The sequence below is a fragment of the Kitasatospora sp. CB02891 genome, from assembly GCF_002803145.1.
GTDB classification, from domain to species: Bacteria; Actinomycetota; Actinomycetes; order Streptomycetales; family Streptomycetaceae; genus Kitasatospora; species Kitasatospora griseola.
Map to the genome: position 1 here is coordinate 1 of NZ_NNBO01000003.1, position 25,326 is coordinate 25,326.

At 73.1% G+C, this 25,326-nt stretch carries 22 protein-coding genes; 18 read left to right on the forward strand and 4 right to left on the reverse strand.

Annotation, left to right across the window (positions count from 1 at the left end; genetic code table 11):
* Nucleotides 1–83: 83 nt before the first annotated feature.
* The 4 genes from CG736_RS08825 (at nt 84) to CG736_RS08840 (ending at nt 3,776) form a co-directional block, all read left to right on the forward strand.
* Entirely contained in the window at nt 84–776 is a 693-nt protein-coding gene (locus tag CG736_RS08825; RefSeq protein WP_100585649.1) for a SigE family RNA polymerase sigma factor, read from the forward strand.
* Between the two features lie 655 nt (nt 777–1,431).
* On the forward strand, nt 1,432–1,878 hold the full coding sequence (locus tag CG736_RS08830; RefSeq protein ID WP_157815486.1) for a hypothetical protein: 447 nt from the start codon (nt 1,432–1,434) through the stop codon (nt 1,876–1,878).
* Between the two features lie 300 nt (nt 1,879–2,178).
* On the forward strand, nt 2,179–3,102 hold the full coding sequence (locus CG736_RS08835; RefSeq protein ID WP_369879997.1) for an ABC transporter ATP-binding protein: 924 nt from the start codon (nt 2,179–2,181) through the stop codon (nt 3,100–3,102).
* An 8-nt stretch (nt 3,103–3,110) separates the two neighbouring features.
* Complete coding sequence (locus tag CG736_RS08840) at nt 3,111–3,776, forward strand: ABC transporter ATP-binding protein (protein WP_100585651.1); 666 nt, start codon at nt 3,111–3,113, stop codon at nt 3,774–3,776.
* Nucleotides 3,777–3,787: 11 nt separating this feature from the next.
* Here the strand turns inward: CG736_RS08840 and CG736_RS08845 are convergent, their stop codons facing one another.
* Complete coding sequence (locus CG736_RS08845; RefSeq protein WP_100585652.1) at nt 3,788–4,615, reverse strand: patatin-like phospholipase family protein; 828 nt, start codon at nt 4,613–4,615, stop codon at nt 3,788–3,790.
* Nucleotides 4,616–4,742: 127 nt separating this feature from the next.
* On the opposite strand from CG736_RS08845, the gene CG736_RS08850 reads away from it, so the two are divergent.
* The 4 genes from CG736_RS08850 to CG736_RS08865 all read left to right on the forward strand — a co-directional run bounded on the left by CG736_RS08850 (nt 4,743) and on the right by CG736_RS08865 (nt 9,178).
* Nucleotides 4,743–7,304 (forward strand): sensor histidine kinase KdpD, encoded by a 2,562-nt coding sequence (locus CG736_RS08850; RefSeq protein ID WP_100585653.1) that lies wholly within the window; start codon nt 4,743–4,745, stop codon nt 7,302–7,304.
* Nucleotides 7,301–7,981: a response regulator gene (locus CG736_RS08855; RefSeq protein ID WP_043914021.1), complete on the forward strand. Its 681-nt coding sequence runs from the start codon at nt 7,301–7,303 to the stop codon at nt 7,979–7,981. The genes CG736_RS08850 and CG736_RS08855 overlap by 4 nt, the downstream gene beginning before the upstream one ends.
* A gap of 76 nt (nt 7,982–8,057) precedes the next feature.
* Complete coding sequence (locus tag CG736_RS08860; protein WP_043916373.1) at nt 8,058–8,468, forward strand: OB-fold nucleic acid binding domain-containing protein; 411 nt, start codon at nt 8,058–8,060, stop codon at nt 8,466–8,468.
* Nucleotides 8,465–9,178 carry a DUF3159 domain-containing protein gene (locus CG736_RS08865; RefSeq protein ID WP_232733894.1) on the forward strand — a complete coding sequence of 238 codons (714 nt, stop codon included), beginning with the start codon at nt 8,465–8,467 and terminating at the stop codon, nt 9,176–9,178. Before CG736_RS08860 ends, CG736_RS08865 begins: the two co-directional genes overlap by 4 nt.
* Nucleotides 9,179–9,238: 60 nt before the next feature.
* Here the strand turns inward: CG736_RS08865 and CG736_RS08870 are convergent, their stop codons facing one another.
* Both CG736_RS08870 and CG736_RS08875 read right to left on the reverse strand, forming a co-directional pair.
* Entirely contained in the window at nt 9,239–9,895 is a 657-nt protein-coding gene (locus tag CG736_RS08870; RefSeq protein WP_035862848.1) for a TrkA family potassium uptake protein, read from the reverse strand.
* On the reverse strand, nt 9,895–10,563 hold the full coding sequence (locus tag CG736_RS08875) for a TrkA family potassium uptake protein (RefSeq protein ID WP_100585654.1): 669 nt from the start codon (nt 10,561–10,563) through the stop codon (nt 9,895–9,897). The genes CG736_RS08870 and CG736_RS08875 overlap by 1 nt, the downstream gene beginning before the upstream one ends.
* A gap of 246 nt (nt 10,564–10,809) precedes the next feature.
* On the opposite strand from CG736_RS08875, the gene CG736_RS08880 reads away from it, so the two are divergent.
* The 8 genes from CG736_RS08880 to CG736_RS36045 all read left to right on the forward strand — a co-directional run bounded on the left by CG736_RS08880 (nt 10,810) and on the right by CG736_RS36045 (nt 19,407).
* Nucleotides 10,810–12,861 carry an APC family permease gene (locus CG736_RS08880; RefSeq protein WP_100585655.1) on the forward strand — a complete coding sequence of 684 codons (2,052 nt, stop codon included), beginning with the start codon at nt 10,810–10,812 and terminating at the stop codon, nt 12,859–12,861.
* Nucleotides 12,862–13,359: 498 nt separating this feature from the next.
* The gene (locus CG736_RS08885) at nt 13,360–14,679 is read left to right on the forward strand and encodes a class I SAM-dependent RNA methyltransferase (protein WP_198520435.1); all 1,320 of its coding nucleotides are present in this window, start codon (nt 13,360–13,362) and stop codon (nt 14,677–14,679) included.
* A 174-nt stretch (nt 14,680–14,853) separates the two neighbouring features.
* Nucleotides 14,854–15,090 (forward strand): toxin-antitoxin system HicB family antitoxin, encoded by a 237-nt coding sequence (locus CG736_RS08890; RefSeq protein ID WP_035862820.1) that lies wholly within the window; start codon nt 14,854–14,856, stop codon nt 15,088–15,090.
* Nucleotides 15,087–15,500, forward strand: a complete 414-nt coding sequence (locus tag CG736_RS08895) for a fic family toxin-antitoxin system, toxin component (RefSeq protein ID WP_100585656.1) — start codon at nt 15,087–15,089, stop codon at nt 15,498–15,500. Before CG736_RS08890 ends, CG736_RS08895 begins: the two co-directional genes overlap by 4 nt.
* Nucleotides 15,501–15,648: 148 nt before the next feature.
* Nucleotides 15,649–16,479, forward strand: coding sequence for a putative RNA methyltransferase (locus CG736_RS08900; RefSeq protein ID WP_100585657.1), 831 nt, complete (start codon nt 15,649–15,651; stop codon nt 16,477–16,479).
* A gap of 98 nt (nt 16,480–16,577) precedes the next feature.
* Nucleotides 16,578–17,930 carry an AAA family ATPase gene (locus CG736_RS08905; protein WP_157815487.1) on the forward strand — a complete coding sequence of 451 codons (1,353 nt, stop codon included), beginning with the start codon at nt 16,578–16,580 and terminating at the stop codon, nt 17,928–17,930.
* Entirely contained in the window at nt 17,927–18,253 is a 327-nt protein-coding gene (locus CG736_RS08910; RefSeq protein WP_043914016.1) for a nucleotide pyrophosphohydrolase, read from the forward strand. The genes CG736_RS08905 and CG736_RS08910 overlap by 4 nt, the downstream gene beginning before the upstream one ends.
* A 263-nt stretch (nt 18,254–18,516) precedes the next feature.
* Nucleotides 18,517–19,407, forward strand: a complete 891-nt coding sequence (locus CG736_RS36045; RefSeq protein WP_157815488.1) for a DUF6099 family protein — start codon at nt 18,517–18,519, stop codon at nt 19,405–19,407.
* Nucleotides 19,408–19,646: 239 nt separating this feature from the next.
* Here the strand turns inward: CG736_RS36045 and dapD are convergent, their stop codons facing one another.
* Nucleotides 19,647–20,636, reverse strand: a complete 990-nt coding sequence (gene dapD, locus CG736_RS08925) for a 2,3,4,5-tetrahydropyridine-2,6-dicarboxylate N-succinyltransferase (protein ID WP_100585661.1) — start codon at nt 20,634–20,636, stop codon at nt 19,647–19,649.
* Between the two features lie 101 nt (nt 20,637–20,737).
* On the opposite strand from dapD, the gene CG736_RS08930 reads away from it, so the two are divergent.
* The gene (locus tag CG736_RS08930) at nt 20,738–22,531 is read left to right on the forward strand and encodes a 3' terminal RNA ribose 2'-O-methyltransferase Hen1 (protein WP_100585662.1); all 1,794 of its coding nucleotides are present in this window, start codon (nt 20,738–20,740) and stop codon (nt 22,529–22,531) included.
* Nucleotides 22,528–25,131, forward strand: a complete 2,604-nt coding sequence (locus CG736_RS08935) for a polynucleotide kinase-phosphatase (RefSeq protein WP_100585663.1) — start codon at nt 22,528–22,530, stop codon at nt 25,129–25,131. Before CG736_RS08930 ends, CG736_RS08935 begins: the two co-directional genes overlap by 4 nt.
* The last annotated feature ends 195 nt before the right edge of the window (nt 25,132–25,326 follow it).

Here is a 25,326-nt window from a genome sequence, read left to right on the forward strand (position 1 = left end):
GGGCTTTTTCGCGTTCCCGGGCAGCGGGCGAACAAGTCCGAGGCTGTTGCCGGGTGCTTCGGTGCACGGCACACTGTGGCGTCATGGTCGTGGAGCAGGACGAGGGGGCCGGCGGCAGAGCCGGCCGGGGCGGCGACGACTTTCGAGTGTTCTACGAGGCCGCGTACGGTCAACTGGTCGCGCACCTGTATGCGCTGACGGGTGATCTGGGTGAGGCACAGGATGCTGCCCAGGAGGCGTTCGTTCGGGCGTGGAACCACTGGGGGCGGCTGGTGTCGCACGAGAACCCGGTGGCGTGGGTCCGGCTGACGGGGCAGCGGATCGCGATCAGTCGCTGGCGGCGGGCGCGGACGGCGTTGCAGAGCTGGATCCGGCACGGGGACGCGAGTTCGCCGGTGCCGGGGCCGGGTCCGGAGACGGTGGCCTTGGTGGAGGCGCTGCGGAAGCTGCCGGAGGCACAGCGGTCGGCGCTGGTGTGGCATCACATGGGGGGTCGTTCGGTGGCGGAGATCGCCGCGGACGAAGGGGTGCCGGTGGGGACGGTCAAGGCGAGGCTGCATCGCGGGCGGCAGGCATTGGCGGTGCTGCTGAGGGAAGAATCGGCGGCGGTCGCGGAGGAGTCGACGGTCGCGCCGCTGCGGTCGGCTCCGGCGGCTGCCGCGGGTGAACGGGCTGCGGGGAAAGCGGAGTTGACGGGGGTCGGCGAGGGTGACGGGGAGCCGGTGGCGATGCGGTTGACGGAGGCTCGGGTGCGAGTGGCGGATTCGCATGTCTAGACCCGAGGTGGAGACGCCGGGGTCAGTGGCGGAGGACCGTCCGGCGATCGGCGCGGCGCGGCTGGACGCGATGTTCGACGGGCTGCGGCGCGAGGTGGTGCTGGGAGTGTCGGCGCCGCCGAGTGCGGAGGTGGTGCGTCGCGGGATGAGGCGTCGTCGCCGTCGGGCGGGTGCGGTGGCGGTGGCGGGCGTACTGGGCATCGCGGTGCTGTGGTCCGTGGCGGCGGTGGTGCCGGCGCCGACGGGGCACGGGGTGGCGGGGTATCCGGTGCCGCCGACGGCTGCGGCGCCGCGGCCGACGGTGGATCTGCCGTTCCCGGCACCGCGGTTGTCGGGACCGCCGTCGGTGGACGGGGCGGCGGAGTGGGCGTCGTTGGAGTCGGCCGATGCCGCGGTGCGGGCACTGGTACTGGATGCGTCGCGGCTGCCGAGCGTGCTGGGCGGGTACGGCCCGTGGACGGTGCCTCAGGCGGAGGGCCCGTCCGCGTCCGGTTCGCCGGCGCAGCCTACCGCGCCGGCTTCGCCGGCGGGCGGCAACTCCGCGGGCACCGGCGGTACTTCACCGTCCGGAAGTCCGTCCCGAAGTGGAAGCCAGTCCGAGAGTGGAAGTCCGTCCGGGAGCCCCTCCGGAGCTGCCGCAAGCCCGTCGGGAGGCGTGACCGGAACCCCCGGTGCGGGCTCGTTCGCGGACGGCTGTGTGTCGCGGCTGGTCCGTACGGCGGGCGCCGAGCAGTTGTGGGGGCAGCGGTACGTGGACGCCGGTCACCCGGAGGCGTCGGCGCAGCAGGTGGTGATGCGGTTCGGGTCGCCGCTGGCGGCGGAGTACCAGGCGACCCGGCTGATGCGGGGTGGGGAGTGTGTGAGTTCGGGGGCCGGCTGGACGGTGGAGCAACAGGTCGGTGCGGTGGTGTCGTTGGGGGTGCGGCAGCCGGTGGCGTACGCGGAGGAGGTGGCGGTGCACATCAGCGGGACGATGGTGGCGGTGCTGACGGTGCGTCGCGGTGGGCGGGGGGTGACGCCGGCGGCGGGGTTGTCGGATCCGTTCCGGGCCTCGGCGGAGGAGTTCCTGCAACTGCGGGCGTCCGATCCCGGGGTCGGCTGAGGCCCGCGCGGGAGCGGAACGGCCGGGTGGGGCGAGGTGGCCGGGCGGTGTTCGGAGGGTTTCGAAAAAAGTCCGCGAACCGATGCAACCGGGCTGCTGCGGGCCGCGTTGGTGTGGTGAGGTCGCTGCCGATCGGGGTGGTGGCCTACGGGGGTACGCCCGGTCGGGTGGTCGGGGCAGAACAGGGGACTGCCCCGCCCGCCCGGCCGGGTGTCGGACCGGAACGCAGGCCGTGGTGAGCGGTGGCTCCGGCGGCCGGAGGGGAACGCGGTGGGGGCTGAGACGGTGGGGGTGCCGGCGGTGTCGGAGCCCGAGGGGCTGGACGAGCTGCGCAGGCGGGCGGTCGCGGCGGGGCCGCCGCCGGTCGAGGGCATGGTGGTGTGCGAGAACCTGGTGCGGATCCACCGTTCCGAGGGCGTCGAGGTGCAGGCCCTGCAGGGGCTCGATCTGACGGTCGAGGACGGCGAGTTGATCGCGGTGGTGGGCGCCTCGGGTTCCGGCAAGTCGACGTTGCTGGGGATCCTCGCGGGGCTGGACGTGCCGACGGCGGGCAGTGCCCGGGTGGCGGGGTACGACCTGCTGGCGATGGACAAGAAGGAGCGGTTGGCGTTCCGGCGCCGGACGGTGGGGTTCGTCTGGCAGCAGACGGCGCGGAATCTGTTGCCGTACCTGACGGCGGTGGAGAACGTGATGCTGCCGATGGGGTACGCGCGGGTGCCGCGGCGGGACCGGCAGCGGCTGGCGGCGGACCTGCTGGGAATGCTGGGCATCGCGCACCTGGCGGGTCGTCGTCCGGCGGAGATGTCGGGCGGTGAGCAGCAGCGGGTGGCGATCGCGGTGGCGAACGCGAACTCGCCGGCGCTGCTGCTGGCGGACGAGCCGACGGGTGAGCTGGACAGCGCGACCAGCGAGGAGATCTTCGCGGCGCTGCGTTCGGTGAACGAGGAGTTGGGGGTGACGGTGCTGATCGTCACCCACGACCCGATGGTCGCTCAGGAGGTGCGGCGCACCGTGCGGATCCGCAACGGGCGGACCTCGACGGAGGTGCTGCGTCCGGAGCGGGGCGAGCCGGGGGTGGAGTACGCGGTGCTGGACCGGGTGGGCCGGTTGCAGTTGCCGCAGGACTTCACGGAGGCGTTGGGGCTGAGCCGCCGGGTGCGGCTGGCGTTGGAGGAGGACCACATCGGGGTGTGGCGTGCGGAGGGATCGGAGGTTCGCGGGTGACTGGCGCGATGGTGGTCGTGGAGGACGTGCACCGGACGTTCGGTGCGGGTGACCGAGCGGTGCACGCGGTGCGCGGGGTGTCGTTCACGGCGAAGGCCGGGGAGTTGACGGCGCTGCGGGGCCGGTCGGGGTCGGGGAAGACGACGCTGCTGAACCTGGTGGGCGGTCTGGACATGCCGTCGGCGGGGCGGATCAGCATCGCGGGGATGGACCTGTCGGGTCTGGACGAGTCGGGCCGGTTGGCGCTGCGGCGGGACCGGATCGGTTTCGTGTTCCAGTCGTTCGGGCTGATCTCGGTGCTGACGGCGGCGGAGAACGTCGGGGTGCCGATGCGGTTGCGCCGAGTGGCGGTGAAGGAGCGCGAGGAGCGGGTCCGGACGCTGCTGGCGCTGGTGGGCCTGACCGATCACGCGGCGCAGCGGCCGACGGAGCTGTCGGGTGGTCAGCAGCAGCGGGTGGCGGTGGCGCGGGCGTTGGCGAACGAGCCGGCGCTGCTGATCGCGGACGAGCCGACCGGGCAGCTGGACTCGGACACCGGTCTGGCGATCATGGAGTTGCTGCGGGCGGTGGTGCGCAGCGAGGGCGTGACGGCGCTGGTGGCGACGCACGACCCGCAGCTCATGGACCTGGCGGACCGGGTGCTGGAGCTGCGGGACGGCAAGATCGTCGAGTAGTCGCGCGAAGGTCAGGTCCAGAGTTCGCGGACCTGGTCGGCGACCCGTCGGGCCTGGGTGCGGCCGGCCTCGGCGGCGGGGGCGCGGACGGCGGTGTCGAGCGGGTTGACTCCGAAGGCGGCGAGCGCGTCCTCGTCGGGGGTGAGGGCGAGGGCGGCGCCGGTGGCCCGGAGCGTCTCCAGTTCGGTGGCGAGGTGGTGGTCGGTCATCGGGGCGATGATCAGGACGGTCTGCCGGCCGGCCATCAGGTCGGCGTTGGTGTAGCTGCGGATGCCGCCGTCCACGTAGCGGTGGCCGTCGATCTCGACGGTGGGCCAGATGCCGGGGATGGCGCAGCTGGCGGCGACGGCGTCGACCAGGGGGACGCCGTTGTGGCGGTCGAAGGTGCGGAGCTCGCCGGTGTCGGCGTCGACGGCGGTGAGGGTGAGCGGCCGGTCGGGCCAGTCGTGGGCGGGGAGCCGGCCGGCGATGACGCGGCGTCGTTCGGCGGCGGGGACGGTGTCGGCGTCCAGGGCGAGGCGGCCGAGGCGGCGGCGCAGTTCGGCGGGGTCGGTGATCTCGGCGAGCAGGGTGCCGTAGGTTTCGAGGAAGGCGCCGAGGGTTTCGGTGGGCGGGACGATCTCGTGGTTCTGCCGGTCGGGGTCGGTCTGTCGGAGGTGGAGTTCGGCGAGCGGGAGGCCGGAGGCGAGTTGGCCGCCGACGGTGGCTCCGGCGGAGGTGCCGAGGATGTGGTCGGCGGTGCCGGGGAGGTCGAGGCCGGCTTCGGCGAGGCCGTGGAGCAGGCCGGTCTCCCAGGCGATGCCGGCGAGTCCGCCGCCGCCGAGTACGAGTCCGCGCATGTGGTCCCCCTGAAGTCGATCGATTCGTTCGGCATTGTGGCGCAACGGGCGTCAAGAAGTTGACAATTCTTCAGCCAGGCCAGCCTGATCAGCGGATATTCCGATTGCAGGGCTTAATCTCAGGGGCATGGTGCACACGGGCCGCGGCCGGCTGCGGATCTACCTCGGGGCGGCCCCGGGCGTCGGCAAGACGTACGCCATGCTCGCCGAGGCGCACCGCCGACTGGAGCGCGGCGCGGACGTGGTGGTCGGATTCGTGGAGACCCACGGGCGCGCCCGCACCGCCGAACTGCTGGACGGCCTGGAGATCGTCCCGCGCCGCACCATGACCCATCGCGGCGCCGAGTTCACCGAACTCGACCTGGACGCGGTGCTGGACCGCGACCCCGCGGTGGTGCTGGTCGACGAGCTCGCCCACACCAACGTCCCCGGTTCGCGGCACGCCAAGCGCTGGCAGGACGTCGAGGAGCTGCTGGCGGCCGGGATCGACGTGATCTCCACCGTCAACATCCAGCACCTGGAGTCGCTCGGCGACGTGGTCGAGGGCATCACCGGCGTCCGCCAGCGGGAGACCGTCCCGGACGAGGTGGTGCGGCGCGCCGACCAGATCGAGCTGGTCGACATGTCGCCCCAGGCACTGCGCCGCCGCCTGGCGCACGGCAACGTGTACGCGCCGGAGAAGGTGGACGCGGCGCTCGCCCACTACTTCCGGCCCGGCAACCTGACGGCGCTGCGCGAGCTGGCGCTGCTGTGGACGGCCGACCGGGTCGACGAGTACCTGCAGCGGTACCGGGCCGAGCAGGGCATCCAGGGCACCTGGCAGGCCCGGGAGCGGATCGTGGTCGGCCTGACCGGCGGCCCGGAGGGCGCCACGCTGATCCGCCGGGCCGCCAGGATCGCGGCCCGCGGCAGCGCCGGCGAACTGCTGGCGGTGCACATCTCGCGCTCCGACGGCCTGTCGGGTTCCTCGCCGCAGACGCTGATCGAGCAGCGCGCGCTGGTGGAGAGCCTCGGCGGCAGCTTCCACTCGGTGCTCGGCGACGACCCGGCGGCCGGGCTGCTGGACTTCGCGCGCGGCGTCAACGCCACCCAGATCGTGATCGGCACCAGCCGCCGCAAGGTCTGGCAGTACGTGTACGGGCCGGGCGTCGGCTACACGGTGACCCGGGACTCCGGGGACATCGACGTCCACATGGTCAACCACGAGCACGCGGCGCGCGGCCGGGGCCGGATCCCGATCCGGAAGGTCACCGACCTGGGCCGGACCCGGACGGTGGCGGGCTGGCTGATCGGCGTGGCCGGGCCGCCGCTGCTGGCGCTGGTGCTGAGCCGGTTCCACGGGCAGGGGCTCTCCACCGACATGCTGCTGTTCCTGTCGCTGACGGTGTGCGCGGCGCTGGTCGGCGGGCTGTACCCGGCGATCGCCTCGGCGCTGGTCGGATCGACGGCGCTCAACTACTACTTCGCGCCGCCCATTCACGCCTTCACCATCGCCGAGCCGCAGAACATCCTGGCGGTGGCGATCTTCACCGCGGTCGGCATCGCGGTCGCCACCGTGGTCGACCTGGCCGCCCGGCGCAGCCATCAGGCGGCCCGCGCCCAGGCCGAGGCGCAGACCATGTCGGCGCTGGCCGGCACCGTGCTGCGCGGCGCCCCCACCGGCGAGGGGGTGCTGACGGCGCTGCTGGAGCAGGTCCGGGAGACCTTCCAGCAGGAGGCCGTGGCGCTGGTCGAGCGCGCCGACCCGCACGCCCCCTGGCGCGCCGCCGCCGCGGTCGGCCCGCGCCCGCCCGCCGGGCCCGAGCAGGCGGACGTGGACGTGCCGGTCGGCGAACGCCTCGCCCTGGTGCTGCGCGGCCGGGTGCTGCCCGCCGCGGACCGACGGATGCTCGGCGCGTTCGCCAACCAGGCCGCCGTGCTGCTGGACCGCCGTCGACTGGCCGGGGAGGCCGCCGCCGCCCGCCGCGAGGCCGAGGGCAACCGGATCCGCACCGCGCTGCTGGCCGCCGTCTCGCACGACCTGCGCACCCCGCTGGCCGGGATCAAGGCCGCCGTCACCTCGCTGCGCGCCGAGGACGTCCAGTGGGACCCGGAGGACGAGGCCGAGCTGCTGGCCGGCATCGAGTCCGGCGCGGACCGCCTGGATCATCTGATCAACAACCTGCTGGACATGAGCCGCCTGCAGACCGGCACCGTCACCCCGCTGCTGCAGCCCACCGACCTGGACGAGGTGGTGCCGTTCGCCCTCGGCGGCGTACCGCCCGGCAGTGTCCGGCTGGACGTGGCGGAGTCGCTGCCGATGGTGCGCGCCGACGCCGGGCTGCTGGAGCGGGTGCTGGCCAACCTGGTGGAGAACGCCGTCAAGTACGGCCCGCCCGGCAGCCCGGTGCTGGTCAAGGCGGACCTGCTGCCCCGCGACGGCCGGGTCGAGCTGCGCGTCGTCGACCGCGGCCCGGGCGTCCCCGAGGAGGCCCGGGAGCGGATCTTCGCCCCGTTCCAGCGCTACGGCGACGCCCCGCGCGGCACCGGCGTCGGCCTCGGTCTGGCGGTGGCGCGCGGCTTCGCCGAGGCGATGGGCGGCGCCGTCACCGCCGAGGACACTCCCGGCGGCGGGCTGACCATGGTGGTCTCCCTGCCCGCCGTCGACCTGCACGACCACGCTGACAACGGAAAGGCCGGTCCCGCATGACCCGGGTCCTCGTGGTGGACGACGAACCGCAGATCGTCCGCGCCCTGGTGATCAACCTCAAGGCCCGCAAGTACGAGGTCGACTCCGCGCACGACGGCGCGAGCGCCCTGGAACTGGCCGCCGCCCGCCACCCCGACGTGGTGGTGCTCGACCTCGGCCTGCCCGACATGGACGGCGTCGAGGTGATCCGCGGTCTGCGCGGCTGGACCCGGGTGCCGATCATCGTGCTGTCCGCCCGGCACGCCTCCGACGAGAAGGTCGAGGCACTGGACGCCGGCGCCGACGACTACGTCACCAAGCCGTTCGGCATGGACGAGCTGCTGGCCCGGATGCGGGCCGCGGTGCGCCGCGCCGAGCCGGTCACCGCCGAGGGCGAGCCGGTGGTCGCCACCGAGTCGTTCACCGTCGACCTGGCCGCCAAGAAGGTCAACCGTCAGGGCCACGACGTCCGACTCACCCCCACCGAATGGCACCTGCTGGAAGTGCTGGTGCGCAACTCCGGGCGGCTGGTCAGCCAGACCCAGCTGCTGCAGGAGGTGTGGGGCCCGGCCTACCGCAAGGAGACCAACTACCTGCGGGTCTACCTGGCACAGCTGCGTCGGAAGCTGGAGGCCGACCCGTCGCACCCCCGCCACTTCATCACCGAACCGGGCATGGGCTACCGCTTCGAGCCGTGACCCGGACGTGACCGGGGCGTGACCGGCGCGGCCGGAGCTCTGCCGCCCGGCGGGGGTGAACCGGTACCCTTCCGGCATGAGTGGTGACAACATCGGCGACCAGCCGCAGGGCCGTTTCCGCCGCATGCTGAGTCGGCTGACGACCTCCTCGGAGGAGCTGGCGGCCGAGGAACTGCGGCAGGACACCGCCGAGGCGGGCTGCACCCCGATCGCCGCCTGCGGCGACCGTGAGATCGTCACGGTGGCCGGCACGCTGCGGACCGTCACGCTGCGCCCGCGCGCGGGTGTGCCCGCGCTGGAGGCCGAGCTGTTCGACGGCACGGAGGCGCTGGACGTGGTGTGGCTGGGCCGTCGCTCGATCGTGGGGATCGAGCCGGGCCGCCGCCTGATCGCCAGCGGCCGGATCGGCCACGCACGCGGGCGCCGCGTGCTCTTCAACCCCCGCTACGAGCTGCGTCCGGTGGGACACGGGAGCGAGTCCGCGTGAGCAACGAGGCCGAGGCGGTCAGGATGGCCGCGCACGACCCCCAGGGCGGCGACGACGAGCGGGACGCCTCGAAGGAGGCGGCCGAGACGGTGCTGAAGGCGTTCGGCGGCGTCCGCGGCATGATCGACATGACGCTGCCCGGCCTGGTGTTCATCGTCGCCTTCAACATCACCCACAAGGTGCCGGTGGCCGCCTGGTCGGCGCTGGCCCTGTGCGCGGTGTTCGTGGTGGTCCGACTGGCCCGCCGGGAGACCATCCAGCACGCCTTCTCCGGCGTGTTCGGCGTGGCGCTCGGCGCCTGGATCTCGATGAAGACCGGCAAGGCCGAGGACTTCTACCTGCCGGGTCTGCTGTGGAACGTCGGCTACTGCGTGGCGCTGGCGATCTCCGCACTGGTGCGCTGGCCGATGATCGGACTGATGCTGGGCCCGATCACCGGCGAGATGTTCACCTGGCGCAAGCAGAACCCGGGCCGGCTCGCCGCCTACACCCGGGCGACCTGGGCCTGGGTGGTGATCATGGGCCTGAAGCCGATGATCCTGTTCCCGCTGTACTTCACCCACAACGTCAACCTGCTGGGCTGGCTGAAGGTCGCCCTCGGCATTCCGCCGATGCTGCTGGCGATGTACGTCACCTGGCAGATCCTGCTGAAGGCGCCGCCGCCGATCAAGGCGGAGCTGCCCGAGGACGAGGAAGAGCCGCAGAAGTAGAGCCCCGTACGACGAAGGGCCCGCGCGATGCGCGGGCCCTTCGTCGTACGGCGGGGCGGATCAGCCGGCGAGCAGCGTCTCCAGCTCCTCCTCGCGCTCCTGGGCGGCCACGAACAGCAGTTCGTCGCCGGCCTCCAGGGTGTCGCTGCCGCCGGGGACCAGCACCCGGCCCGCGCGGATGATGGTGACCAGCGCGGTGTCCACCGGCCAGGCCACGTCCGCGACCCGGGTGCCGACCAGGCCGGTGTCGGCGGCCAGGGTGAGCTCGACCAGGTTGGCGTTGCCCTGCGAGAAGCGCATCAGCCGGACCAGGTCGCCGACGCTCACGGCCTCCTCGACCAGCGCCGACATCAGGCGCGGGGTGGAGACGGCGACGTCCACGCCCCAGGACTCGTTGTACAGCCACTCGTTCTTCGGGTTGTTCACCCGGGCGACCACCCGGGGCACCCCGTACTCGGTCTTGGCGAGCAGCGAGACGACCAGGTTGACCTTGTCGTCACCGGTGGCGGCGATCACCACGTGGCAGCGCTGCAGGGCGGCCTCGTCCAGCGAGGTGATCTCGCAGGCGTCGGCGAGCAGCCACTCCGCCAGCGGGACCCGCTCCACCGAGATGGAGTTCGGGTTCTTGTCGATCAGCAGGACCTCGTGGCCGTTCTCCAGCAGCTCTCCGGCGATGGAACGACCGACGGCACCGGCTCCGGCGATTGCGACGCGCATCAGTGACCAGCCTCCTCGGGGCCCTTGGCGAAGGCCGCCTCGACCGCGGTCAGTTCGTTGCGGCGCAGCATCACGTGCACCAGGTCGCCCTCCTGCACCACCATCTGCGGGGTGGGCAGCACGCCCTCGCCGACCCGCGTGACGAACGCCACCCGGACACCGGCCTCGGCCTCCAGCTCGGACAGGCGGTGGCCTATCCAGGCGGGGTTGAAGGCCACCTCGGCGAGCTGCACGGCACCCGACGGGTCCTGCCAGACCGGCTCGGCGCCGCTGGGCAGCAGCCGGCGCAGCATCTGGTCGGCCGTCCAGCGGACGGTGGCGACGGTCGGGATGCCCAGGCGCTGGTAGACCTCGGCGCGGCGCGGGTCGTAGATGCGGGCCGCGACGTGCTCGACGCCGAAGTTCTCGCGGGCCACCCGGGCCGCGATGATGTTCGAGTTGTCACCGCTGGAAACGGCGGCGAAGGCGCCCGCCTCCTCGATTCCGGCTTCCCTCAGGGTGTCCTGGTCGAAGCCGACACCGGTGACCCGGCGGCCGTTGAAGCCCGCTCCGAGCCGACGGAAGGCGGTCGGGTCCTGGTCGATGACCGCGACCGAGTGGCCTTGTTTCTCGAGCGTTCTGGCGAGGGCGGAGCCCACGCGCCCGCAGCCCATGATGACGATGTGCACGCGACTACCTCACCCGATCCGTTGGGGTCATGACCTGCGTAAACACCGCTCATCGTCCTTCCGTGCCCCCGATTGCGGGGGCGAGTTCTCGATCGCGCCTGTGATCCGACGCGAGGGGGCAACGAGGTGTTGCCCGCTAACCCGTATTCCGACACGCTAGCCGGTCCGCCGAACACAGTCGCGACCAAGGTGCCCCCGTGCGGCGTCGGTTGCCGCCGCGAGCCTTTAGCATTCCTTGCTGTGCCTATGCCTGCTGACCTACCGAAACGCATCCTGATCGGGCGTGCGCTGCGCAGCGACAAGCTGGGGGAGACGCTGCTCCCCAAGCGGATCGCGCTGCCGGTGTTCGCCTCGGACGCGCTCTCCTCCGTGGCGTACGCGCCCGAGGAGATCCTGCTCACGCTGTCGCTGGCCGGCGCCGGGGCGATCCACTTCTCCTGGCAGATCGGCGTCGTCGTCGCCATCGTGATGCTCGCGGTGGTCGCCTCGTACCGGCAGAACGTGCACGCGTACCCGAGCGGCGGCGGCGACTACGAGGTCGCCACCGTCAACCACGGGCCGAACTCCGGCCTGGTGGTGGCGAGTGCGCTGATGGTCGACTACATCCTGACCGTGGCGGTGTCCACCACCTCCGGCGTGGCCAACGTGGTGTCGGCGGTGCCGGCGCTGCGCGGGCACGAGATGGCGCTGTCGGTCTTCGTGGTCATCCTGCTGATGGGCATGAACCTGCGCGGTGTCCGCGAGTCCGGTTCGGCGTTCGCGGTGCCGACGTACGCGTTCATGGTGGGCGTGCTCGGCATGGTGGTCTACGGCCTGGTGCGGCACTTCGGGTTCGGTGCGGCGCTGCCCGCGGAGAGCTCGGCGTACCACCTGGAGGCGACGCCCGGGAACGGGGCGCTGGGCGGGTTCGCGCTGGTGTTCCTGCTGCTCAAGGCGTTCTCGTCGGGCTGTGCGGCGCTGACCGGTGTGGAGGCCATCTCCAACGGCGTGCCGGCCTTCCGCAAGCCGAAGAGCAAGAACGCGGCGACCACGCTGCTGATGATGGCGTCCATCGCCGTCACGATGTTCATGGGCATCATCTACCTGGCGCACCTGACCGGGACGCAGATGGCCGAGAACCCGACCGAGCAGCTGATCGGCGCGCCCGAGGGCTACCACCAGAAGACCGTGCTGGCGCAGATCTCCGAGGCGGTGTTCTCCAACTTCACCCCGGGCTTCTACTTCGTCGCGGGCACCACCGGCCTGATCCTGGTGCTGGCCGCGAACACCGCGTTCAACGGCTTCCCGGTGCTCGGCTCGATCCTGGCCCAGGACCGCTACCTGCCGCGGCAGCTGCACACCCGCGGCGACCGGCTGGCGTTCTCCAACGGCATCGTGCTGCTGGCCGGCGCGGCGGTCCTGTTCATCGTGGCGTTCGGCGCCGACCCGAACCGGCTGATCCAGCTGTACATCGTCGGCGTGTTCGTGGCGTTCAACATGAGCCAGTCCGGCATGATCCGGCACTGGACCCGGCTGCTGAAGACCGAGACCGACCCGAAGAAGCGCGCCCGCATGCAGCGCAGCCGGGCGATCAACACCTTCGGCCTGGTGATGACCATGGCCGTGCTGATCGTGGTGCTCGCCACCAAGATCGGCCACGCCTGGATCGCCATCGCGCTGATGGTGGTGCTGTTCGTGATGATGAAGGCGATCCGCCGGCACTACGACAGCGTCAACGCCGAGCTGAAGGCCGCCGAGGAGCCCGCGGACGTCGCCCCGCCGACCCGGGTGCACGCCGTCGTGCTGGTCTCCAAGCTGCACAAGCCCGCGCTGCGCGCCCTCGCCTACGCCCAGCTGTCCCGGGCGCACATCCTGGAAGCCGTCACCGTCAACGTCGACCCGGTCGACACCGCGGCACTGCGCAAGGAGTGGGACGAACGCGGCATCGAGGTGCCGCTGAAGGTCCTCGACTCGCCGTACCGCGAGATCACCGGCCCGGTGCTGGAGTACGTGAAGAACCTGCGCCGCGACAGCCCGCGCGACGTGGTCGCGGTCTACATCCCCGAGTACGTGGTCGGCCACTGGTACGAGCACCTGCTGCACAACCAGAGCGCGCTGCGGCTCAAGGGACGTCTGCTGTTCAAGCCCGGTGTGATGGTGACGTCCGTACCCTGGCAGTTGGAGTCCTCGGAGCGGCGCAAGGCGCCCAAGGCGTGGTCCGCGCCCGGCGCGGTGCGCCGCGGCGAGCCCCGTCCGCGACGCGGACAGGCTCCCGGGGAGTCCCGGGGCGGCAAGGACGACGCCGCGCCGCGCGACTAGCCGCGAAAGCCCGTCCGGCCTCCCGATGGCCCAGAATGGGCCCGTGGCGGATCGTTCCCGGTCCGCCACGGGCCGCCGTGTTCTCCACCGTCCGTCCCCCGTCTTTCGTATCGCGTAAGGAAGCGCCCCGTGACCCGCAACAACCCGCCCCGCTCCTCCGGTCGCCAGGGCCGCCCCGGCCGCACGTCCGGCGCCAAGCCCGGGCAGGTGGCGCACCCGCGCTGGAGCAGCCGGCCGTCCCGGCCCGAGGCCACCGACCGGGAGGGCAACACCGCCCGCAGCTTGCCGCCGGTGCCCGGCGAGCAGCGCCCCGCCGCCGAGCGGCCGGCGGTCGCGAAGCCGGCGGTCGAGAAGTCGGCCAAGGGCGCGGCGAAGGGCGCCCAGGGCGCTCGGGACGGCAGGGGCGCCCAAGGCGCCGCGGCGAAGAAGGCCGAGCGGCAGGGGCGCAAGCCCAGCGCGGTGCGGGCGCCCAAGGCGGTGCGACCGACCAAGCCGGTGCTGCGGCAGCCCTCCGGGGACCCGCTGGTCGGCGAGCGCTACGAGGTCGAGGTCGGGCCGGTCGCGCACGGCGGGCACTGCGTGGCCCGGCACGAGGGCCGAGTGCTGTTCGTCCGGCACGCGCTGCCCGGCGAGCGGGTGATTGCGCAGGTCACCGACGGCACCACCACCTCGCGGTTCCTGCGGGCGGACGCGGTGGAGGTGCTGGAGGCCGCCAAGGAGCGGATCGAGGCCCCCTGCCCGTTCTCCGGCCCCGGCAAGTGCGGCGGCTGCGACTGGCAGCACGTCACCCCCGGCGGGCAGCGCAAGCTCAAGGGCTCGGTGCTCACCGAGCAGCTCGCCAAGCTGGCCGGCCTCACCCCCGAGGAGGCCCACTGGGACGGCTCGGTCGAGCCGGTCGGCGGCAAGCTCCAGGCCGGCGAGGTCCCGGCCTGGCGCACCCGGGTGCAGTACGCCGTCGACGAGGACGGCGCCATCGGGCTGCGCAAGCACCGCTCGCACGACATCCAGCCGATCGACCGCTGCCTGATCGCCGCGCCCGGCGTCACCGAACTCGGCATCGAGTCCCGCGACTGGACCGGCGTCGCAGCCGTCGACGCGATCGCGGCGTCCGGCTCCTCCGACCGGCAGGTGATCCTGCGGCCGCGGCCCGGCGAGCAGCTGCCGCTGGTCGAGCTCGACCGGGAGACCTCGATCGCCCGGATCGACGAGCAGGACCTGTTCCACCGCGTGCACGGCCGCACCTTCGTCCGCGAGCGCGCCGCCGGCCGCACCTGGCGGGTCTCCAACGGCGGCTTCTGGCAGATCCACCCCGAGGCCCCGGACACCCTGGTCGACGCCGTCCTCAGCGGCCTCGACCCGCAGTGGGGCGAGAACGCCCTCGACCTGTACTGCGGCGTCGGCCTGTTCGCCGGCGCGCTCGCCGAGCGGGTCGGCGAGGACGGCGCGGTGCTCGGCATCGAGTCCGGCAAGCAGGCCGTCGCGGACGCCCGGCACAACCTCGCCGCACTGGAGAACGTCCGCATCGAGTGCGACAAGGTCGAGACCCTGCTGCCCCGCACCGGCATCACCTCCACCGACCTGATCGTCCTCGACCCGCCCCGGGCCGGCGCCGGCCGTGACACCGTCGCCCACCTCTGCTCGCTCTCCGCCCGCCGCATCGCCTACGTCGCCTGCGACCCCGCCGCGCTCTCCCGCGACCTGGCCTTCTTCCGCGAGGGCGGCTACCGCCCGGTCTCGCTGCGCGCCTTCGACCTGTTCCCGATGACCCACCACTTCGAGTGCGTGGCCATCCTGGAGCCGATCGCCGGCCGGCAGTAACCGATCCACTGTCGCAACGGGCGCGGGAGCCTCTCCCGCGCCCGTTCGGCGTTTCCGGGCGGGCGGCGACCGGTGGCCGGTTTTCGCGGGGGCGCGGGCGGACAGGGTGGGGGAGTGGGGGGTGCGGCCGGTTTGCGCCCTTGTTGTGCTAGCACCACGGCGCTAGCGTGAAGCATGGCCAAGAAGCAGCTGAACGTCAGGGTGGATGCGACCACCGCCGAGATGGCCCGCGAGCGGGCCGAACAGCAGGGGATCAGCATGAACCAGTACATCGAGCGTCTGGTCCAGCAGGACATGGGCGAGGCGGGGCGCAACTTCGTGGATGCCGCGGCGCAGTTCATGAAGGAGCACGAGGCGGCGTTCCTCGCCGAGTTCGGGTCGCCGAGCGAACTCCAGGACGTGCGCCGTTGAAACTTGAGGTCGACCTCTCGTGGCTGCTCATGACCGCCGAGCAGTACACGCCCGGTGACCCGCAGGTCACCGACTACGGATCGCTGCTCGCAGCGGTCACCAGGCACCAGGCCGAGATCTTCGACATCGCCGTCTACCCGGAGCCGCAGGACCGTGCGGCCGCGCTGATGCACCAGCTGATCCGGGTCCCCGCGCTGGAGCGCAACAACGAGCTGTTCGCCACCGCCGTGGCCTACGCGTACCTGGTGGCCAGCGGCTGCCGGGTGGCGACCACCGCGCGGGAGGTGCGCAGCCTGGCCCGGGCGATCCGGGAGGGCAAGCTCGGCATCACGGGTGTGGCGGAGCGGCTGGCGATGTGGGTGGTCGACGAGGCGGAGGAGGAAGAGGTCGGCGACGACGGCGAGGAGTGAGCCGTCGGCAGGTCGGCACGGCGAGGAGTGAACCGTCGGCAGGTCGGCGCAGGTGGGGTCAGGGGCAGGGAGAGCGACGAGGCGTCCGCAGCCGGGATACCCTCGACGTTCCCCCGGCCCCTGACGATCCCGCGAGGATGCGACCGAGTTGCTGCAGGACATCGAGCCCTATCTGGTCTGCCCGCACTGCGCCCGCCCACTGACCCTGGACGGTCGGACCCTGCGCTGCCCGCAGGGCCACAGCTTCGACCAGGCCCGGCAGGGCTACGTCAGCCTGCTGGCCGGTGACGCGAAGGCGGGCACCGCCGACACCGCGGAGATGGTCGCCGCCCGCAGCGAGTTCCTGACGGCCGGCCACTACCGTCCGCTGGAGCAGGCGCTGGCCGAGGCCGCCGCCGAGGTCGCGGCGGACACCGGTCTGGTGGCCGACCTGGGCGCGGGCACCGGCCACTACCTGGCGCGGGTGCTCCGGGCGCGGCCCGGCGCGGCCGGCGCGGCCCTCGACCTGTCGAAGTACGCGCTGCGGCGCGCCGCGAAGGCGCACCCGAGGATCGGCGCCGTGGTGTGCGACGCCTGGCGCCCGCTGCCGCTGCGGGACGGTGCGGCGGACGTGCTGCTGAACGTGTTCGCGCCGCGCAACGGACCGGAGATGCGCCGGGTGCTGCGTCCGGGCGGGCGGCTGCTGGTGGCCGCGCCGACCTCCCGCCACCTGCGGGAACTGGTGGGCGCGCTGGGCCTGCTGTCGGTGGACGAGGACAAGGACCGGCGGATCGAGGAGAAGCTCGGCCCCTGGTTCGCGCCGGTGGGGCGCACCGAGGTGGAGTTCACGCTGCGGCTGTCGCGGACGGACGCCGCCGCGGTGGTCGGGATGGGCCCGAGCGCCTGGCACACCGACCCGGCCGCGCTGGCCGCCGCGCTGGACGCGCTGCCGCAGCCGGTGGAGGTCACCGGTTCGGTGCGGATCACCGCGTACGGGTGACACTTCGCCGGCGGCCCGGGGACGGTTGGGACTCGAAGGGGTGAAAGGCCGTCAGGAGAGACGTTTCTCCAGCTCACTGCGGGCCTAGAGTGCTCGGAGTGACCAGCGAAGCCCCCTTGGCCCCGCCTCCGGTCGGCCCGCCCGACCGCTCCTCCGTCCCGTCGGGCGGACGCCCGCCCGCGGAGCCCACCCCTCTGGTGAAGCGCCCCACCGTCGAGGAACTGCGGCTGACGTCCTTCAAGTCCTACCGGCGCGCCACCCTGCCGCTGTCGCCGCTGACCGTCCTGCACGGCCCGTCCGGGGCGGGCAAGTCCAACGCGTTGGACGCCCTCGCCGTGCTGTCCCGGCTCGCCCTCGGCGAGGAGATCAAGCCCTCGCTGGACGGCATCGGCGGGATCGGCGGCCCGCTCGCCGTCCCGGTGCGCGGCGGGCTGGTCGGCTGCGTGCCGCACGGGCGCAACGCGATCATCCTGGGCTGCACCGTGCGCTCCGGCGTCGGGCCGGTCCGGCTCGAAGTGGTGGTGCGCACCGACGAACGCGTCCGGATCGCCCGCGAGTGGCTCACCCTGGACGGCCGGACCCTGATGGAGACCGGCGAGCAGGACCTCGCCCGCGGCCGGGTCAACGTCACCTGGCACAACGACTCCCGGCAGGGCGACATCCGCGCACCGCTGTCCAGCAGCAGCCTGATCACCGCCCAACTGCCGCTGCGGGTGGCCGGATCGTCCAACGGCGAACGCAAGGTCCTGGCCGCCTCCGAACAACTGCTCACCGCACTGCGCGAGGTGTTCGCCCTGCACCCGGTGCCCGCCGCGATGCGCGGCTGGGCCAGGCCCGAACCACAGGCCCGGCTGCTCGGCACCGCAGCCAACATCTCCGCCGTCCTCGGCCGCCTCGAACACGAATGCCAGCGCCGGTGGGCCCGGCTGCTGCGCACCGTCCAGGCCGCCGCCCCGCACCCGCTGCTCGGCCTGGACGTCGCCCGGCGCGGCGACGGCGCGCAGCAGCGACTGATCGCCGTCTTCGACGAGGGCGTGCTCGGTAGGACCGGCGCCGACCAGGCCTCCGACGGCATGCTGCGGCTGCTCGCCTTCGCTGCCGTCCTGCTCACCGGCGCCGACGTCATCGACGTCGACCCGGCCGCCGAAGTCCCCGACGCGCACCGGCAGTTGGTGCTTCTCGCCGAGGACCTCGGGGCCGGCCTGGCGGCCGAGCAGGTCGCTGCGCTGCTGCGGCTGGCCCGCGAAGTCACCGGCAAGGGCGATATCCGGCTGCTCGCCACCCTTCAGGAACCCGGGCCGGCGCTCGGCCTGGACGGCGTCGAACTGGTCGAGTGCCGCCGCGATCCGGCCACCGGCCACAGCCTGCTGCGGCGCGCCGAACCCGCCGCCCGGGTGCCCGTCCAGGGCGCGGCCCGCGACGGCTCCGCAGTGGTAGACCTGGGGGAATGAACGACGATCTCACGGTGCCCGAACTCCAGCGGCGACTGGCCGAGTTCGCGGCCGCCAGGAACTGGCAACCGTTCCACACCCCGAAGAACCTGGCCTCGGCGCTGAGCGTCGAGGCCGGTGAACTGCTGGAGATCTTCCAGTGGTTGACGCCCGAACAGGCCGCCGCGGTGATGACGGACCCGGACACGGCGCACCGCGTCCGGGACGAGGTCGCCGACGTGCTGGCCTACCTGCTGCAGCTGTGCACGGTGCTGGAGGTGGACCCGCTGCGGGCGCTCGCGGAGAAGATCGAGCGCAACGAGAGCCGGTTCCCGGCGGCCTGACGCGGTTCCCGGGTGGGGCGGCTGTCGGTTGAGGTGGTGCCCGTTCCGGACGGCTCCGGCTGAGGCGCCTCCGGTTCGGGGCGGTTCCCGGCGGGCGGAGAAATCATCCGGTTTTCCCTCCTACGGGGGACCGGAGTTTTCCACAGGGCCGGGTTGTCCACAGGTGCGGCGAATGCGCTGGGAGTGCCCGGCCGACGGCGGCACGCTGAGCCCCTGACCGACCGCCGACCGACGGCGGCGGCGAACGAGGGGAGCGCTGCACCGTGGAGGCACTGCGACTGATCAAGACCGTCCGGCACGCCCTGGTCGAGTCCCGGGCGACCGGAGACATCCTGCACCAGGCCTGGCAGTCCGGGCTGCTCACCGAGGCGGTCGGGGCCCGGATCGGCGACCACGACGGCGAGGAGTTCGCCACCCTCGGGCAACTGCTCTCGGAGGCCGGTTCGCACGCCGCGAGCTGCCTGCGACCGCCGCCCGATCGCAGCCGCTACGGGCCCGGCGGCGGGCCGGGCGACTGGTCCGGGCCACCGCTCGTGGAGCGGCTCACCGAACTCGGCGAGCTGGAACCGGTGCTGACGGAGCTCGCCGGGCTGCTGGCGGAGGCCAGCGAGAACCTGGTGGTGCTGGCCTGCGGAGCGGAGACCGAGAGCCTGTACTGGGCCTGCATCGACGGGCTCGACGCGAACTCCGAATGCCGTGACCTGGTCGCCGAGCTGCTGCGCGAGCAGCGGCGGACGGCGGTGCCCGACGGGGTGTCACCGGAGGACGGGGAAGCCGCGCAGGACGCGGAAGATCCGGCGGACGCGGTGGCACTGATGGCAGCGGCGGCGCTCCCGGAGCCGGAGGAGGGGAGTGCGGCGCCGGGCGGGGCCCGGCGGGAGGAGCCGAGGCTCGTGGTCCCGCTGGGCCCGCCGGTTCCGGCGGCGCGCGCTCAGGCGCGGGCCGAGTCGTCCGGCTCGCTCGCGGGTGCGGTGTCCCGCAGGTCGGAGTCGAGTCCGGCCAGGTCGGTGTTGATCGAGGCGAGCAGCTCCTGCATCTGCTCCAGCAGCGACTTGGTGGTGACGGGCGCGCCGTCCGTGGGGGTGCCCGGGGTGGGCGGCTCGGTCCAGGGCTCGGACATGAGAGGGCCCCTTCAGCTCGGTGGTGCGGGGTGAAGCGCCGGGGGTCGACGCCGCCGGTCCAACGAGCCCCCGCCGCGCGCGGTCACCCCGGACCACCCGTAGCGGTCCAACCCCGCGGCCCGGTCAGCCCCAGGGGTGAGCCGAGTTTGCGAGCCCCGCCCCCGCTCGGCTACGGCGCCGAGCGGGGGCGGGGAGAACTCCGCGGGCAGCCGTCGGACGGCTGCCGGGCAGCCGCGGCCGCGGCTGCTGAAACGTGATGACCTGGAAGGAGGTCAGTTGTGCGAGTGCAGATCCGCGTTCAGACCGCCCCACGAACCGCTGCGGGCGATCACCTCGACCGCGCCGGACTGCGAGTTGCGGCGGAACAGCAGGTTGTCCTGGCCGGACAGCTCCACGGCCTTCGCCACCGTGCCGTCCGGGGCGGTGACCCGGGTGCCGGCGGTGACGTACAGGCCCGCCTCCACCACGCAGTCGTTGCCCAGCGAGATGCCGATGCCCGCGTTGGCGCCCAGCAGGCAGCGCTCGCCCACCGAGACGACCTGCTTGCCACCGCCGGACAGGGTGCCCATGATCGAGGCGCCGCCACCGATGTCGCTGTGGTCGCCGACCACCACGCCCGCGCTGATCCGGCCCTCCACCATCGAGGTGCCGAGGGTGCCGGCGTTGAAGTTGACGAAGCCCTCGTGCATCACGGTGGTGCCCTCGGCCAGGTGCGCGCCGAGACGGACCCGGTCGGCGTGCGCGATGCGCACCCCGCTCGGCGCCACGTAGTCGGTCATCCGCGGGAACTTGTCGATGCCGTACACGGCGAGCTGCCCGCCCTGGGCGCGCACCGCCAGCCGAGCCTGCTCCACGTTGCCCACCGGCACCGGGCCGATCGACGTCCAGGCGACGTTCGCCAGCAGGCCGAAGACGCCGTCCAGGTTCTGGCCGTGCGGCTTCACCAGCCGGGAGGAGAGCAGGTGCAGGCGCAGGTAGACGTCGTGCGCGTCCAGCGGCTTCTCGTCCAGCGAGGAGATCACGGTGCGCACCGCCACCACCTCGACGCCGCGCCGTGCGTCGGCGCGCAGCGCCTCGGCGGCGCCGGGGCCGAGCGCCTGCTCGGCCTCCTCGGCGCTCAGCCGGACGGTGCCCGACGGGCCGGGGGCGGCGGCCAGCTCGGGCGCGGGGAACCAGGTGTCGAGGACGGTGCCGTCGGCGGCGATGGTCGCCAGGCCGGCGGCCACCGCGCCGCTTGCGGAAGTGGAGGTCTCAGCAGTCACATCCCGCACGTTAACCAATCAAGGCAAGGCCTGACCAACACGCTCACCGGACGGACAAAACCTGATGCCCGGAATCCGGCTCAACAGCCATACTCGGCCGGGTGTTCGTATCCATCTCCACCACCGGCACTGCCGAGAATCCTGCCTCCGACCTGGGCTTCCTCCTGCACAAGCACCCTGACAAGGTGCAGCGGTTCACCACCGCGCACGGCACCGCGCACGTCTTCTACCCCGAGTCCGGGGAGCAAACGTGCACCGCCGCGCTGCTGCTGGAGATCGACCCCGCGGCGCTGCTGCGCCACGGCCGCGGCAAGGGCCGCTCCGGCTCGCCCGACCTGGCCCTCGCCGAGTACGTCAACGACCGGCCGTACGCCGCGTCCTCGCTGCTCGCGGTGGCGCTGCGCACGGTGTTCCGGTCCGCGATGAAGGGCGAGTGCCCGCACCGCCCCGAACTGCCCGGCCGTGCCATGCCGCTGCGGATCGTGCTGCCCTCCGTCCCGGTGGCGGGCGGCGGACCGGAGCTGGTGGACCGACTGTTCGCGCCGCTGGGCTGGCAGGTCGGGGCGACGCCCGTCCCGCTGGACGAGTCCTTCCCCGAGTGGGGCGACTCCCGGTACGTGCGACTCGAACTCACCGGCACCCTGCGGCTCGCCGACGCCCTGCAGCACCTGTACGTGCTGCTGCCGGTGCTGGACGGAGCCAAGCACTACTGGGTCGCGCCCGACGAGGTCGACAAGCTGCTGGCGGCCGGCCAGGGCTGGCTCGCCGACCACCCCGAACGCGCCCTGATCACCCGCCGCTACCTGTCCCGCCGCTGGTCGCTGACCCGGCTCGCGATGGAACGCCTCGCCCTGGCCCGCCTGGCCGAGGCCGACGACCGCGAGGCCGAGGAAATCGACAACGCCGTCCCCGACACCCCGGAGGAGGTGACCGCCACCGACCTGACCATCGACCTGACCACCGACCCGTCCACCGACTCGGGTGCCGTTCTTCCGGCCGACGCCGCTGCAACTCCGGTACGTCCGGTGCAGGGGTCGCCGACCACAGGGCCGGAGTCGATATCGGAGCCGGAGCCGGGCCGTTCCACCGTCACCGGCGCCGTCACCGGTGCCGAGGCCGACGGCGAGGGCGCCGAGCGCGGCGAGTCGTTGGCGGCTCAGCGGCGCACCGCGATCCTGGCCGCGCTGGCCCGCACCGGTGCCGCCCGGGTGCTCGACCTGGGCTGCGGCCAGGGCGAGTTGGTGGGCGCGCTGCTCAAGGAGCCGCGGGTGACCGAAGTGCTCGGTGTGGACGTGTCCTCCCGGGCGCTGACGATCGCCGCCCGCCGACTGCGGCTGGACCGGATGCCGGAGCGCCTGGCGAGCCGGGTTCGGCTGGTCCAGGGCGCGCTGACGTACACCGATGCCCGGCTGAAGGGCTACGACGCGGCGGTGCTGTGCGAGGTGATCGAACACCTCGACCTGCCCCGGCTGCCCGCGCTGGAGTACGCCGTGTTCGGTGCGGCCCGGCCGGCCGCGGTCGTGGTCACCACCCCGAACGCGGAGTACAACGTGCGCTGGGAGACCCTGCCCGCCGGACACCTGCGGCACGGCGACCACCGGTTCGAGTGGAACCGCGCCGAGTTCACCGCCTGGGCGGAGCAGGTGGCCGACAGCTTCGGCTACACGGTCGCGTTCGAGCCGGTCGGCCCGGTCGACCCGGAGGTCGGCGCGCCCACCCAGCTCGCACACTTCCGCCTCACCGAGCCCGCTCCGACCACCGTCGAAACCGCAGGAACAACGACCGCCACCACCGACACCACCACCACCGACACCACGACTACCGAAAACACCGTCACCGACCGCACCGACGCCCCGTCGAACGACCTCGCCCCGGAAGGGAGCGCTCACCGATGACCACCGAAACCCTGGAGGCCGGCACCCCCACCGGCCGGCGCCTCCCCGTCACCGACGTCTCGCTGGTGGTGCTGATCGGCAGCACCGGCGCCGGAAAGTCGAGCTTCGCCAGGAAGCACTTCCTGCCCACCCAGGTGATCTCGTCGGACTCCTGCCGGGGGCTGGTCTCCGACGACGAGAACGACCAGTCCGCTTCGGCCGACGCCTTCGACGTGCTGCACTACATCGTCGGCAAGCGGCTCGCGGCCGGCCGGCTCACCGTGGTCGACGCCACCAACGTGCAGCAGCACGCAAGGCGTGCGCTGATCGCGCTGGCCCGGGAGCACCACGTGCTGCCGATCGCGATCGTGCTGGACGTGCCCGCCGAGGTGTGCGCCGAACGCAACCGGGCCCGGCCGGACCGGCAGCTGCCGGCCCACGTGATCCCCCGCCACCAGCGCGACCTGCGGCGTTCGTTGCGCGGCCTGGAACGCGAGGGCTTCCGCAAGGTGCACGTGCTGCGCGGGGTCGAGGAGATCGAGCACGCCGAGATCGTCCCGGAGAAGCGGTACAACGACCTGCGGCACCTGACCGGCCCGTTCGACATCATCGGTGACATCCACGGCTGCCGCTCCGAGCTGGAGACCCTGCTCGGCCGGCTCGGCTACGCGATCACCCGGGACGAAGCGGGCCGCCCGGTCGACGCCGCCCACCCGGACGGCCGGACCGCCGTGTTCGTCGGCGACCTGGTCGACCGCGGCCCGGACAGCCCGGGCGTGCTGCGCCTGGTGATGGGCATGGTCGCGGCCGGCCACGCGCTCTGCGTGCCCGGCAACCACGAGAACAAGCTCGGCCGCTGGATGGACGGCCGCAAGGTCACCGTCTCGCACGGCCTGCAGGAGACGATCGATCAGCTGTCCGGCGAGAGCGAGGAGTTCCGCGCCCAGGTGCGGGCGTTCATGCGCGGCCTGGTCAGCCACTACCTGCTGGACGGCGGCGAGCTGGTGGTCTGCCACGCCGGCCTGCCGGAGAAGCTCCACGGCCGGGCCTCCGGCCGGGTCCGCTCGCACGCGCTGTACGGCGAGACCACCGGCGAGACCGACGAGTACGGCCTGCCGGTCCGCTACCCGTGGGCCGAGGAGTACCGCGGCCGCGCCCTGGTGGTCTACGGCCACACCCCGGTGCCGGTGGCGAGCTTCCTCAACAACACCATCTGCCTGGACACCGGCTGCGTCTTCGGCGGCAGCCTCACCGCGCTGCGCTACCCGGAGCGGGAGATCGTCGGCGTGCCCGCCGAACAGGAGTGGTACGAGCCGATCCGCCCGCTGCGCGCGGACGCGCCCGGCGGCCGGGAGGGCCGTCCGCTGGACCTCGCCGACGTGGCCGGCCGCCGCGTGGTGGAGACCGCCACCCTCGGCAACGTCTCCGTCCGGGAGGAGAACGCCGCCGCCGCGCTGGAGGTGATGAGCCGCTTCGCGCTCGACCCGCGGCTGCTCGCCTACCTGCCGCCGACCATGGCGCCCTCGCCGACCTCCCGTCGCGAAGGCTTCCTGGAGCACCCCGAGGAGGCGTTCTTCGCCTACCGGCACGACGGGGTGCGGCAGGTGATCTGCGAGGAGAAGCACATGGGCTCCCGCGCCGTCGTCCTGGTCGCCCGCGACGACACCGCGCTGGACAAGCGCTTCGACCTGTCCGGCCGGGGCGCGATCTGGACCAGGACCGGCCGCGCCTTCCTGTCCGACGGGCAGCTCACCGACGCGATACTCGACCGGCTGCGGGCCGCCGCCGAGCAGTCCGGCCTGTTCGACGAACTCGACACTGACTGGCTGCTGCTGGACGCCGAGCTGATGCCGTGGTCGCTGAAGGCCGTCGAACTGCTGCGCCGCCAGTACGCCGCGGTCGGCGCGGCCGCCGGCGCCGCGCTGCCCGTCGCGCTCGACGCCCTCGCCCGGGCCGCCGCCCGCGGCTTGGACGTGGCGGAGCTGACGGACCGCCAGCACCAGCGCGCCGCCGACGCGCTGGCCTTCACCGAGGCGTACCGGCGCTACTGCTGGCCGACCGAGGGCCTCGACGGCATCCGGCTGGCCCCGTTCCAGCTGCTCGCCGCCGAGGGCGCCAACCTGGCGCTGCGCCCGCACACCGAGCACCTCGACCTGATCGACCGCCTGGTGGACGCCGACCACCGGCTCGCGGCGGAGGCCGACGGCACCACTCCGGTGCTGCACCGCACCGGGCGGATGCTGGTCGATACCGAGGACGAGTCCTCGGTGGCCGCCGCCGTCGCCTGGTGGGAGGAGCTGACCGGTGCGGGCGGCGAGGGCATGGTGGTCAAGCCGGTCGAGGCGCTGCACCGCGAGAGCAACGGGCGGCCGGTCCAGCCCGGGCTGAAGGTTCGCGGCCGTGAGTACCTGCGGATCATCTACGGCCCGGACTACACCCGGCAGCTGGACCGACTGCGGCAGCGCTCGCTGGCCCACAAGCGCTCGCTCGCCCTGCGCGAGTACGCGCTCGGTCTGGAGGCGCTGGACCGGCTGGCGGCCGGCGAGCCGCTCTGGCGGGTGCACGAGGCGGTGTTCGCGGTGCTGGCCCTGGAGTCCGAGCCGGTCGACCCCCGTCTCTGACACGGGGAGTCCCGCTCCCGACCGCGCCCGGGCGGACGGTTCGCCGTCCGCCCGGGGCCCGGTCGCCCGCCCGGGTCCGCCGTCCCGCTGCCGTCCTCGCTGTCCCGCCGTCCTCGCCCACCTCTTCGTCCTCGCCGCCCCGCCGTCTTCGGCGGGCCTGGCAACCTCGATGTGCATGATTATTCGATGACTCGT

Bases quoted from the DNA above. Each gene is read 5' to 3' on its own strand.
- CG736_RS08825 (WP_100585649.1), top strand. From the start codon at position 84: ATGGTCGTGGAGCAGGACGAGGGGGCCGGCGGCAGAGCCGGCCGGGGC.
- CG736_RS08840 (WP_100585651.1), top strand. From the start codon at position 3,111: ATGGTGGTCGTGGAGGACGTGCACCGGACGTTCGGTGCGGGTGACCGA.
- CG736_RS08845 (WP_100585652.1), bottom strand. From the start codon at position 4,615: ATGCGCGGACTCGTACTCGGCGGCGGCGGACTCGCCGGCATCGCCTGG.
- CG736_RS08850 (WP_100585653.1), top strand. From the start codon at position 4,743: ATGGTGCACACGGGCCGCGGCCGGCTGCGGATCTACCTCGGGGCGGCC.
- CG736_RS08855 (WP_043914021.1), top strand. From the start codon at position 7,301: ATGACCCGGGTCCTCGTGGTGGACGACGAACCGCAGATCGTCCGCGCC.
- CG736_RS08860 (WP_043916373.1), top strand. From the start codon at position 8,058: ATGAGTGGTGACAACATCGGCGACCAGCCGCAGGGCCGTTTCCGCCGC.
- CG736_RS08870 (WP_035862848.1), bottom strand. From the start codon at position 9,895: ATGCGCGTCGCAATCGCCGGAGCCGGTGCCGTCGGTCGTTCCATCGCC.
- CG736_RS08880 (WP_100585655.1), top strand. From the start codon at position 10,810: ATGCCTGCTGACCTACCGAAACGCATCCTGATCGGGCGTGCGCTGCGC.
- CG736_RS08890 (WP_035862820.1), top strand. From the start codon at position 14,854: ATGGCCAAGAAGCAGCTGAACGTCAGGGTGGATGCGACCACCGCCGAG.
- CG736_RS08910 (WP_043914016.1), top strand. From the start codon at position 17,927: ATGAACGACGATCTCACGGTGCCCGAACTCCAGCGGCGACTGGCCGAG.
- CG736_RS08935 (WP_100585663.1), top strand. From the start codon at position 22,528: ATGACCACCGAAACCCTGGAGGCCGGCACCCCCACCGGCCGGCGCCTC.